Raw genomic sequence first — 10,566 nt, forward strand, 5'->3', positions numbered from 1 at the left:
CCGGCACGCAGCCCGGTGGCGGCCAGGCTCTCGGTGACTCCCGCCAGAGCCCACCTCGAGCAGTCACACGCATGCCAGTGGCCATGGCACGTGCAGCAGGGGAGTTGCTGCTGCACGAGGCCCGTGCCGCCCTGTCCGCTCCCCCCCCCAGCTCACAGTGTTCGACGAGGTGTATCGCCCCAGGTGAATGGCCGCGCATGAGTGACGTCGGGATCACCTGGATCGCGGTGGACGAGTTCCCGACGACTCGGACCGGCGAAGATCTCCACCGTCGACAGTTGTGTGGGCTAGGCGAGCCGTCTGCACCGTCTCGGCCAGAAACGGGGGTCGCGGCGACGATCCGCCGTGAACTGCATGCCTCACGGACCGGACCGCACTGGGATGAACGCCACGACAGTTTCCCGGCCGGTTTCTACGATTCAAATATTTGCTGCCAATTTGCTCTTCACTGCGTTCGTTGTCGTCCAGACTTGGTTGACCATGAAGTTCCGGCGATCGGAGGTAAGTAGCGTGAGCGAGGAAGCCAGCACTCCCATCCGCCCGACCTGGGTGCCGGAAAGCCTGTACCCGTATTCCAGTCATTTCGCCGAGATCGACGGCTCGCGTGTGCACTACCTCGACGAAGGCAGCGGGCCACCGCTGGTTCTGCTGCACGGCAATCCGACCTGGTCATTCCTCTACCGCGATATCATCGCCGGTCTGCGTGACCGGTTCCGCTGCATCGCGGTGGACTATCCCGGCTTCGGGCTGTCCCGGGCGGCGCCCGGCTACGGCTTCACACCCGTCGAGCATGCCCGGGTCGTGTCGGAACTGGTGTCCCGGCTCGACCTGCGCGAGGCGACGCTGATGGTGCAGGACTGGGGTGGACCGATCGGATTCGCCGCGGCAGGCAGGCACCCGGATCGCTTCGTGGCCTTCATCATCGGAAATACTTGGGCCTGGCCGAAATCCGACCCGAGCACGCAGGCCTTCTCGCGATTTCTGGGCGGCCCGGTCGGCGGTTGGCTGATCCGGCAGCGCAACTTCTTCGTCGAACGGATCATCCCCGCAGGTGTGCGCCGCAAGAAACTGGACAAGACGGTAATGGACGCCTACCGAGGCCCCTTCCCGACACCGGAATCGCGCGAGCCGGTCCATGTGTTCCCACGCGAAATCCTGGCGAGCCGACCGTTTCTCGCCGATGTCGAGCGTGGCCTCGATGCGGTGCGGGACCGGCCGGCACTGATCGTGTGGGGCACCAAGGATATCGCCTTCCGCGCCCCCGAACGCCGTCACTGGGAGGAACTGTTCGCCGATCATCGGACGGTCCTTCTCGACGGCGCCGGCCACTACATCCAGGAAGACGCCGCCGACGAAATAGTCGCCGCGGTCCGGCAGTGGCGACCGGCCGACAACTGACTCAGGACCGGGTATCGAGCGCCGGTCGATTGTGGCTCGAAAGATTCAGCAATCCGACAGTTACGTTTGGCGATCATCGTGTGGGCCCGGCGGCGATCGAGCTCCGGGCGGTGCGCACGATCGAGCAGCGCCGGACGGGACGGGAGCTCGATGCGTACACGAAAGCGCTGGCACACCCAGGTCGCACTCGTTACGATCGCGGCGGCACTGCTCTTGCCCGGGGTCGTGGTCCCCTCGGCGAACGCGACCGTCGTGCCGTTCGGCAACGAGTTCCTCTGGGGTGTCGCGTCGTCCGGGTTCCAGTCCGAGGGGTACGCACCCGAGAGCAACTGGACCCGCTACATCGATTCGGGTGCGGCCGGGGACGAGTATCCGAATTCGGTCGACTTCGTCAACCACTATGCCTCCGATATCAATCTGGCCGCGCGGCTCGGGGTTCGGGTGTACCGGATCGGGATCGAATGGGCTCGATTGCAGCCGGAACCGGGAACCTGGGACGCGTCGGCATTCCGGTTCTACGACGACGTGATCGCCCGTATCGTCGCGGCCGGGATGCGGCCGATGCTCACTCTGGACCACTGGGTGTACCCGGGCTGGGCGAGTGATCGCGGCGGCTGGCGCAATCCGGACATGGTCGAGGATTGGCTGGCCAATATGCGAAAGGTGGTGAACCGCTATGCCTCTCGCAACCCGCTGTGGGTCACTTTCAACGAGCCCGCCGCATATGTCGGAACCGAGCTGCGTATCGGCGCCATCACCGTCGACGAGGCTCCCGCGATGCTGGACCGAATGGCTCAGGCCCACAACACGATTTACGACACCATCCACCGCGCCGCGCCCAACGCACAGGTCACCAGCAACCTCGGCTACGTAGCGGGCGCCGAGACCGAGGTCAACCAGCCAATGGTCGACCGGATCGCCGACAAGCTCGACTTCATCGGCGTCGACTACTATTTCGCGGTGCTGCCGGAATCCGGTCAGTCGGTACAGGGCGGTTCGAACCAGGGCCCGGCGATTTGGGAACTGCCGATTCGCACCGAGGGCATCTACTACGCGCTGCGGCACTATTCACGCCTGTTCCCGGACCGCCCGCTGTACGTCGTCGAGAACGGCATGCCCACCGAGAACGGCCTCCCGCGGGCGGACGGGTACACCCGCTCCGAACACCTCCGCGACACCGTCTACTGGCTGCAGCGCGCCAAGGCCGATGGCATCGACGTGGTCGGCTACAACTACTGGAGCCTGACCGACAACTACGAATGGGGCAGTTACACACCCCGTTTCGGCCTCTACACCGTCGACGTCCGCACCGACCCCACCCTGGTCCGCCAGCCGACGGACGCCGTCGAGACCTACCGCACGATCATCCGATCCGGCGGGGTCCCCGCGAACTACCGACCGACTCGCCCGCCCGCCGAATGCGGACTGGTAGACCCGCCCGAAAGCTGCGATCAAACGATCGGCCTCCCTGATTAGACTGCGAGCACTCCGACTGCCCGGTGTCGAGGGAGTAGCTGTGTGCCGTACAGATGCCAGAGCGCGCCATTCAGCAGCGCGCCATGACATGCGGCGCTACATTTGTCTCACAGTCTTGTTGCTGGTTCGCAGGTGAGATCGCAGTCGTAGACCCGCGGATTCGAGGGTGAGGTTCGCAGACGTCGAGTCGGTAGTCCGGGTCGGGTTCCAGGTCGAACTGGTGCAGGATCGCGGCCAAGGCGGCAGTGATCTGATGCTGGGCGAACTGTCGACCGATGCGGGCGCGTGGACCCGTGCCGAACGCACCGAGTAGACGCACCGCGCGTCGTCACCGCATCGATCAGGCCGCGGGCCTGGCGGCGACGGCGTCGACCAGGCGAGCCAGACCGTCGGCCCCGAAACCGGAATCGACGGCGCGCTGCACGAGGCCCTGCGATGCCTGGAACATCGTGGCGTCGAAGCCGAGGGTTCGAGCGCTCTCGGTGAGGTGCGAGAGGCCCGCCGACGCCGAGGCGATGGTCGATATGCCGCCGGGGCAGTCGTCCGCCTCGACCTGGCTGGCGAACCGATCCAGCATCTCCGGCAGTAGCCCGGTGATGTTCGCGGCGAAAGGCGCGAGGTCGGCCCCGGAGATTCCTTCCGCACGCGCCATCGCGAGGCCATGGACGACGCCGAGCACCGACAACCAGAACAGCGACAGCACCGCGGCGTCGTACCCGGCGGCGCGGCCGACGTCCTCGCCTACATACACCGCCCGGCCGCCCAACTCCGCAAGCACCGCCTGATGCGCCTGGTAAATCTGCTCGGCGCCGGAGTACAGAATCAACGCTCCCGGCCCGCCGATGGTCGGCGTCGGAGTGAGGATGGCTCCGTCGAGATAGGCGATCCCGTGCCGCGCCGCCCATTCCCCTCGCGATCGCGACTGGTGCGGCGCGGTGGACGTGAGGTTCACCAGCGTGCGGCCGCGCAACACATCGGCGGCGGGCTCGAGCACGGCGGCGACCGCCTCGTCGTCCACCAGGCAGACAACCACCAGATCGGACGAGCGCACCGCATCGGCCACGGTCTCCGCGTGCACGGCGCCCCGGCCGATGAGCGCCTCGGCACGGACCGACGTGCGATTCCAGACCGTTGTTCGAACACCGCCGTCGATGAACGCACCGGCAAGAGCCTGCCCCATCGGACCGAGACCGACGACGGCAACAGTGGGCACTGACACCAGGAAACCTCCCAAGACTGTTTGAAGTATGTCCAACAATTATTGTTGGATGACCGCAAAACAATCAAACCGAGGGAGATCGACCATGCCGCGTGTGCCCTTCCAGCCTGCGACAGCCGACATCACCCTCGTCGGCGTGATGCACGCGCTCTCCGACCCGGCGCGACTCGAGATCGCCTCCCGCCTCGCGGACAGCGACGGCGAGAACTGCTCGGGCATCGGCGAGGACATCGACCTGCACAAATCGACCCTGTCGCACCACTACCGCGTGCTGCGCGAGGCCGGGGTCACCGCGACCACGATCGAGGGCCGCACGCGCGTCGTGCGGCTACGGCGAGACGACCTGGAAGCTCGCTTTCCCGGGCTGCTCGACGCCGTGCTCAACGCGTATGGCGATCGCTGAGAATCGCCGCAGTCTCCGACTGCGGTCGGCGACCAAGGGCCGTCGCGGGCCGCATGCTGGGTCACGCGATCCAGAGCAGGGAGCGCTACCGCTGCCGTCACGACGCCGCGGTTCGCCCAAGCGTCAGGTACTCGACTACCGGACGCACTCGCTCCCTGGAGGCCCGCTTTCTCAGGCTGCTCGACGCCGCATTAACCCGGACAGCGATCGCTGAGAATCGCCGCTGTCTAGGCGGTTTCACTCGCGCGGTGGATAACTCGGCTACCGGACTCACTTGCTCGCGAGCTGCCGTAGGGCACGCTCGGACGGAGCGAGCCCGGCTCGGCGGCGAACAAATCCAGCCCGAAGCACGATGGCGCGGCGGGCAGGGCGACGAGCTCGCCGTGCAAGGCCAGCTCGCCGACGATCGGGTGGTGCAACACGTATGTCCGGTTCCGGACCTGCGCGACAGGATGTTTCGCCCAGAGGCGCGCGAAATCCGTGCTCAGTTCCCGCAATTGGTCGATGTGCGCCGCGAGGGCCGGGTCCCCGCGGAACCGGCCGAGCAGCACGCGCAGATGCGCCACGTGCTCGCGCGCCACTCGCTCCCACTCGGCGCCGTGCAGCTCGCGCCGGTGGGGCTCGGCGAACAGCAGGTGCGAGAGCGTGCGGCGATGGTCTGGAAGCAGAGGGAAGTCGCCGAACACCGCCACGGCGAGCCGGTTCCAGCCGACGATCTGGGTGTACCGACCGACCACCAGCGCCGGGGTCATCACGAACGACTCGAGCAGATACCGCAGTCCCGCAGGCACATCCGAAGCGTCCGCCGCGCAGGGTGTCGGACGTCGCGCGATACGGCGCAGGTAGGCCAGTTCGTCCGGTTCCAAGCGCAGCGCGGCACCGATGGCTGCCAGGACTTCGTCCGAGACGCTGTCGCCGTTGCCCTGTTCCAGGCGCGTGTAGTGGGCGATGCTCACCCCGGCGAGCAGGGCCGACTCTGCACTCCTATGGCCAGGAGCAGCCCGCGCGATCAGCGGCATTACCGGACATTCTGCGGAAGAATCACCTCCTCGACCGCGAATAGCCGGGACGGAGATACGTTAAGGAGTGCAGATGGCAGACATGACCATGACCTGGGAGCTCGCTGGCACAGGCTGGGTTCGTGTTCACGTTTCCGACAACGGCAACGAGGCCAAAGCTATCGCCTCTTATCTCACCGAAGCCCCGGAAGACATGCTCAACGCTGTGGCCAGCCTCCGGAGCGGGGACGCTACTGCCCGGGTGTTTTTCGAAGCCGAGCCGAATGCCTACATCTGGCTGTTCGACAGCACGGACTCAAAGGTACATATCCGCCTGGTGGGACGGGAGTACAGTGACGACCCGGACTCCGCCGAAACAGAGCTGTGGTCCACCTACCAGACTCTTGATCATCTCGTGTGCACTGTGATCGGAGCGTTCGAGGAAGTAGCACGGCAACACGGCGACGACGGCTACCTGAAGGAGTGGTGTAGGCCCTTCCCCCATGCCGCACTTCAGGCGCTTGTCGAGGCCCAATCCAACGCGAGGCGTCACTGAGAAGACCGATGATCTTGTTCGGGCTGGCGCGTCGATCAAGACCATAATCGGCATTTCAGGATGCTTATACCGACTTGGTGGTAGCAATGTGGTCGAAGACCGGTCTGGGGGCATCCGTCCGCGCCGGACCCCGTGTCCCGGGTCCGCGGATTTGTGGTGGCGGTTCGGCCACTGCCTAACCGATCAACCACGATCCGCGCTCTCGCCGCGCCGAATCATGGGGCTGCTGTAGGGAGTAGGGAGAGGTGACATCGTCGTCTCCCTCCCCGTATGCGGGCATTTTAGGAGTGCGTAACCGATATGTCACCCCAGCCAGATGTGAGCGCCACGCACTAGATCACCGACGACAGGCCACGACCGCCAAGGACAAGCCGGGTCATTGCGCAGCCCCCGGGGTCACGCACCAAACAACCGCACATCGGCAGTAGCGTGCGTTGAGTTGTCATGTGCCCGAGGCCATGTAGGCGGCCAAGATGTAGTTCGCGTGCCGGTCGAGGTTGGTTCGAGCGCGGTCGTTGCGCATGGTCGTCCGCGGGTCGCCATGGCGAGCCGCGATCTGAACATCACGCAGGTCGACACCAGCGTCGAGCAGGGTTGTGACGAAGGTGTGGCGCAGCATGTGCGGGTCTACATGCAGGTGCGGTAGAAGCCGGTCACCACCGTGCTCTTGTTGGCGCTCGGACTCGGGCCCACGCCGGAACGTATGAATCAGCTCTGGCCGCGAGGAGTTGGCGATTCGGTGTCAGTGTTCGAGGTGCCGGAGTCCGATTATTGTTCGGGCGCTGGCGTAGGTGTAGTGGCCCTTACCGTGTGCGGCGAGTTGGCTGGGTCCGGTGAGGGCCTCGGTGTCGGTGTTCACGGCGAGGAATGGAATGTCCCAGGAGATGGTGCCGGTCCGGGGGTCGATTGCCCAGAGTCCGGTGTAATCGGAGTGGACTACGGTGTGGCCGTCCCAGCCCAGGATCGTGCCGAAGCGGGTGGTGTCGGTCCGCCACAGCCGGTGTCCGGTGCGTAGGTCGAGGCCGGTTGTGGTGTGCGCGTCGGTGTCTTGCAGGAGCGCGACGTCGCCGAAGATCGCCGCTGCGGTGCCGGTCGTGGCGTTGGTTTCCCGGGGTGCGGAAATCAGGTCGGAGCTGGTCCAGAGGAGGCTACCGGTGCGGCGGTCATAGCCGCTGTCGCCGAGCAGGACGGGGACGGTGTCGTCGGTGGGGAGGTCGATCGAAAGGGTCTGGGCGACTGTGCTGTCGGAGGTGGCAATGGTGCGGCCGGTGCGGTCGAGGAGGTCGCTGCCGGTGATGTCGTGGCCGCCGTATTCGGTTCGGGCGCGCACGAGCAATGCGCCGCCGGTTGCGCCGGCATCGGAGCATCCATCCTGGGTGGTGGTCCAAGTCGGCTTCCCGCTGGCGAGGTCGAACCCGGCGATATCGGCGCCGAGGGTGAAGACGCCCTGGCCGTGGGACACGTCCACGGCGTCGAAGGGCAGGTCTTCCCACAACGTACCCATGTCGAATGCCTGAGACCAGTACGCATCCGGGTCGGCGAGGGTGCCGGCGTGGACGCGCACGTCGTCGGATTCGACGTCGCCCTCGGCGACGTACACGCGATCATCGAGTGTCGCGATGGCGAAGGGAAACCACTCCGTCGGTGTGCGGGTGGCATCTCCGGTGGTGAGGTCGTAGCCGACGAGTGCTCCGTCGGAGCTGAAACAGACGACCTGGCCATCGACAGGGGTAGACCCGCAACCGGTCAGCTCCACGGCGGGGGTCTGCCAGCGCTTCGCGCCGGTGCCGGCATCGATGCCGACCAGCACCGGATCTCGCAGGTGCCCGTCGTCCGGCACACCGAGCACCGTCACAAGTGTGTCACCACCGTCGACGAATCCTGATCCGTCGGTATCGAATTCGGTGCCCGCCCGCGGATCGCGGAACTCCGCGCCCGCTCGTCCGAACCCGGCAGCGCTTGTCGACCACGCGAGGCCGGGAGCGGAGTCCGCGGTGCCGGTGATCTTGCGCGTGGTGTCCTCGTATTGTAGATGGACCACCACCGCACCGGCAGTGGCGACTACGGCCGCCGCAGCGGCGAGCACGAGGTTGCGCAGCCCGGGAATCGTTCTCATCGCGACACCTCCAGTCCCGGATTCGAGGCGATCGCCTCGAGTAACTCGAACGGCAACGGCTCGGCGGGACCATCGCCGGAGGTGACCTGGATCCGGGTCCCGGACGGGCGGGTGACGGTCACAGTGCGGGTCGTTTGCGTGGAGGGTGACGGCTCCATCACCGTGCTTCGCGATTCGCGCGTTTCGACCACCGTTTCGTCCGGCAGCCGACGTGACGTCGCGCCGTCATTCGGCGAAAGCTCCTGCGGGAGAGGCTGCCCGGTCGTGATCGCCACGCTCAACCGTGATCGACGGCCAGGTGTGGTCACCCGAACTACCTGGCACACCCCGCCTGTGCTTGCCGGTAGCAGCGCTCCCAGCGGCGGGTCGAGGGTCAAGCCGTCGAGTGGAATCTGCGCCAGGACCGCGTCCCATCGACGAGCCTGGGCCTGATCGATGGCGGAGGAGGACTCCGCCCAGATATTGCAGGACTCGGGTGGGTTCGGCGTTCCGGGCGGAACCGGGGCGGTGACGCGGAGTCCGGGGACGGTGACGAGCGCGACGAGATCATCGATGGTCAGCGGGACGGTTCCGGTATAGCCGCTTCCGTCAGCGGCGTCGTCGGTGGCGTAGGCGTGGGCGACGGAGCCGTCGGGCAGGTAAGCGGTGGCCGAGCGGAAGAGGGCGCGAACACCATTCGTCTCGTACCAGGTGTCGTGGGTATCGACGATCGTGCCGTCGGGAAGGCGGCGTCTCTCATCGAGATCGCCGGCGACGCACGGCGGGATCGGCATGGTGGACTCGCGAACGGTCACCGACAGCGAGCCCGATCGGTCGCCGCGCAGCAGCGTGGCGCGCGCGTCGGTCCAACCGCCGAACCCCTTGTCCTCCGTGGGGTCGTCGAGGATCGGCTGGAATACCAGTGACCGATCCACCGGTGCGAAGGCGATCTCGACACCAGCGGGCAGCGCCGCACGCAGCGCCTGCGTCATCGCGACGGCCTTGGGCCCGGAGAACCACGGATAGGACGGGTTGTCGTATCCGGGTGTTTCGAAGGTAACCATCGAAAATCCTTGCCCCGGCTGTGGCGGCTCCACGACATCACAACCCGGGATCTGCACCGGAAATGTCACCGGCGGAGTGACATACGAATATTCGGCCGGTTCCGGCGGCGGCGCCGAAGTGGTGGGGGTGATCGGTGCGGTCGTCAACTCCGGCTCCCGCTCGTACAGCAGCCCGGCGACCAGGTAGCCGGTCGCGACGATCGCCACACATGTCAAACCCACCGTCCAGTGGTGAACGGCGGGGGAGGGTGCGGTCGCGTCCTTGTCATCACCGTTTTCCATGTCCTGCATTGTGTCTGCCCGTTCGCGGCTGCTCATGCCCCAGGTTCTGGGTGAGCTTGGCGGCGTGCTCGAGCTTGTCCAGATCGACCCGGGATCTGAGAAACGTCGAGGTAGCCGATCGGCAGTTGTGTGGGACTCGGGGTCCCAGGCGAGGTCGAATTCTCGGTCGACGAGTCGGGCAACATCGGTTCGACAACGCTCAACCCGTGCGGTTCGACCTCGAGTGGAAGTACCGAATCAGACCACACCTGCACCAGCCAGGACGTCAACGGCGAGACCGCGTTCGCCGACGCGTGCAGCGGCGTGACCGAGGGATCGTCGTACCAAGCGGCACGCGCTGGACCAGCAAGGAAGTGGTCATCCGTGCTGAACAAAGCCTCACGAAAGGCCAGTGGAGAGAGCAACGGCACCTAACAGAATTTGAGATAGAAAACGACCTGCGCGAAGGGCTGATTACTGAAGAGGAAGCCCAAGCCCGTAGGTCCGCCCTGGAGGAGGACAGCTACGCCGGTACCGCCATTGTCGCGTCGGTGCGCTGGCCCTTGGAAGTCGCAGACTGAGTCTATCTCCCCTGGGTCGCGAAGCCCGCGTTCGTTCGGATACGCGCTTCTCGGCATTTCAGGATGCTGACACCGACTTGATGGCAGCAATGTGGTCGAGGACCGATCTGGAGACTTCCATCCGCGCCGGACCCGGTGTCCCCGGGGCCGCGGACCGGAGGGTAGCGGTTCCCCGACTGCCTGACTGATCAATCGCGATCCGCGCTTTCGCCGCGCCGAATCATGGGGCCGCCTGTATAGAGAGGTGACATCGTCGTCTCCCTCCTGTGTTCGGGTATTCGAGGAATGTGTAACCGAGATCTCACCCCAGCCAGATGTGCGCACTACGTACTCCATGTCGCCTGAGCAGCGCGAAGAAGAGCTCAGAATTCCTCCTCAGTTCCACCACCAACCGGGTTGGCCGATTCAGTCAGCGCCCAGGAGGCATTTCGAGTGCCAGACAGGCTGTCCGACCGCGCGATAGGCGGCATGTGCGGATGTCTGTGATGCTGGTGTCTTGGGCGGAGCGAATAACT

11 protein-coding genes are annotated in these 10,566 nt (G+C 65.7%); 5 read left to right on the top strand and 6 right to left on the bottom strand.

Annotated elements, in window-relative coordinates; all coding sequences use genetic code 11:
- Positions 1-381 precede the first annotated feature (381 nt).
- Positions 382-1,398 carry an alpha/beta fold hydrolase gene (locus ACRWNM_RS33110; protein WP_431972094.1) on the top strand — a complete coding sequence of 339 codons (1,017 nt, stop codon included), beginning with the start codon at positions 382-384 and terminating at the stop codon, positions 1,396-1,398.
- Between the two features lie 150 nt (positions 1,399-1,548).
- Entirely contained in the window at positions 1,549-2,874 is a 1,326-nt protein-coding gene (locus tag ACRWNM_RS33115) for a family 1 glycosylhydrolase (RefSeq protein ID WP_431972095.1), read from the top strand.
- A 70-nt stretch (positions 2,875-2,944) separates the two neighbouring features.
- Here the strand turns inward: ACRWNM_RS33115 and ACRWNM_RS33120 are convergent, their stop codons facing one another.
- Together ACRWNM_RS33120 and ACRWNM_RS33125 are read right to left on the bottom strand one after the other, a co-directional pair.
- Positions 2,945-3,193 carry a cytochrome P450 gene (locus tag ACRWNM_RS33120; protein WP_431972096.1) on the bottom strand — a complete coding sequence of 83 codons (249 nt, stop codon included), beginning with the start codon at positions 3,191-3,193 and terminating at the stop codon, positions 2,945-2,947.
- Positions 3,194-3,214: 21 nt separating this feature from the next.
- A complete protein-coding gene (locus ACRWNM_RS33125; protein ID WP_431972097.1) occupies positions 3,215-4,093 on the bottom strand; it encodes an NAD(P)-dependent oxidoreductase in 879 nt (292 codons plus the stop codon).
- 85 nt (positions 4,094-4,178) lie between these two features.
- Here ACRWNM_RS33125 and ACRWNM_RS33130 point away from each other — a divergent pair, with 85 nt between their 5' ends.
- A complete protein-coding gene (locus tag ACRWNM_RS33130) occupies positions 4,179-4,496 on the top strand; it encodes an ArsR/SmtB family transcription factor (RefSeq protein WP_431972098.1) in 318 nt (105 codons plus the stop codon).
- Positions 4,497-4,723: 227 nt separating this feature from the next.
- On the opposite strand, the gene ACRWNM_RS33135 is transcribed toward ACRWNM_RS33130, so the two are convergent.
- On the bottom strand, positions 4,724-5,515 hold the full coding sequence (locus ACRWNM_RS33135) for a helix-turn-helix domain-containing protein (RefSeq protein WP_431972099.1): 792 nt from the start codon (positions 5,513-5,515) through the stop codon (positions 4,724-4,726).
- A 73-nt stretch (positions 5,516-5,588) separates the two neighbouring features.
- Between ACRWNM_RS33135 and ACRWNM_RS33140 the strand changes: the two genes are divergently transcribed.
- The gene (locus ACRWNM_RS33140) at positions 5,589-6,050 is read left to right on the top strand and encodes a hypothetical protein (RefSeq protein WP_431972100.1); all 462 of its coding nucleotides are present in this window, start codon (positions 5,589-5,591) and stop codon (positions 6,048-6,050) included.
- A 442-nt stretch (positions 6,051-6,492) separates the two neighbouring features.
- On the opposite strand, the gene ACRWNM_RS33145 is transcribed toward ACRWNM_RS33140, so the two are convergent.
- From ACRWNM_RS33145 to ACRWNM_RS33155, 3 genes are all read right to left on the bottom strand, one after another.
- Entirely contained in the window at positions 6,493-6,669 is a 177-nt protein-coding gene (locus ACRWNM_RS33145) for a hypothetical protein (protein ID WP_431972101.1), read from the bottom strand.
- A 123-nt stretch (positions 6,670-6,792) separates the two neighbouring features.
- A complete protein-coding gene (locus ACRWNM_RS33150) occupies positions 6,793-8,166 on the bottom strand; it encodes a PQQ-binding-like beta-propeller repeat protein (RefSeq protein WP_431972102.1) in 1,374 nt (457 codons plus the stop codon).
- On the bottom strand, positions 8,163-9,491 hold the full coding sequence (locus ACRWNM_RS33155) for a hypothetical protein (protein WP_431972103.1): 1,329 nt from the start codon (positions 9,489-9,491) through the stop codon (positions 8,163-8,165). Before ACRWNM_RS33155 ends, ACRWNM_RS33150 begins: the two co-directional genes overlap by 4 nt.
- Positions 9,492-9,697: 206 nt before the next feature.
- Here ACRWNM_RS33155 and ACRWNM_RS33160 point away from each other — a divergent pair, with 206 nt between their 5' ends.
- A complete protein-coding gene (locus tag ACRWNM_RS33160; RefSeq protein WP_431972104.1) occupies positions 9,698-10,051 on the top strand; it encodes a hypothetical protein in 354 nt (117 codons plus the stop codon).
- The last annotated feature ends 515 nt before the right edge of the window (positions 10,052-10,566 follow it).

This window comes from Nocardia sp. bgisy134, from assembly GCF_965341865.1.
GTDB lineage: Bacteria > Actinomycetota > Actinomycetes > Mycobacteriales > Mycobacteriaceae > Nocardia.

Coding starts and splice junctions, on each gene's coding strand:
- ACRWNM_RS33110 (WP_431972094.1), top strand. CDS start 382: ATGAACGCCACGACAGTTTCCCGGCCGGTTTCTACGATTCAAATATTT.
- ACRWNM_RS33115 (WP_431972095.1), top strand. CDS start 1,549: ATGCGTACACGAAAGCGCTGGCACACCCAGGTCGCACTCGTTACGATC.
- ACRWNM_RS33130 (WP_431972098.1), top strand. CDS start 4,179: ATGCCGCGTGTGCCCTTCCAGCCTGCGACAGCCGACATCACCCTCGTC.
- ACRWNM_RS33135 (WP_431972099.1), bottom strand. CDS start 5,515: ATGCCGCTGATCGCGCGGGCTGCTCCTGGCCATAGGAGTGCAGAGTCG.
- ACRWNM_RS33140 (WP_431972100.1), top strand. CDS start 5,589: ATGGCAGACATGACCATGACCTGGGAGCTCGCTGGCACAGGCTGGGTT.
- ACRWNM_RS33145 (WP_431972101.1), bottom strand. CDS start 6,669: ATGCTGCGCCACACCTTCGTCACAACCCTGCTCGACGCTGGTGTCGAC.
- ACRWNM_RS33150 (WP_431972102.1), bottom strand. CDS start 8,166: ATGAGAACGATTCCCGGGCTGCGCAACCTCGTGCTCGCCGCTGCGGCG.
- ACRWNM_RS33155 (WP_431972103.1), bottom strand. CDS start 9,491: ATGGAAAACGGTGATGACAAGGACGCGACCGCACCCTCCCCCGCCGTT.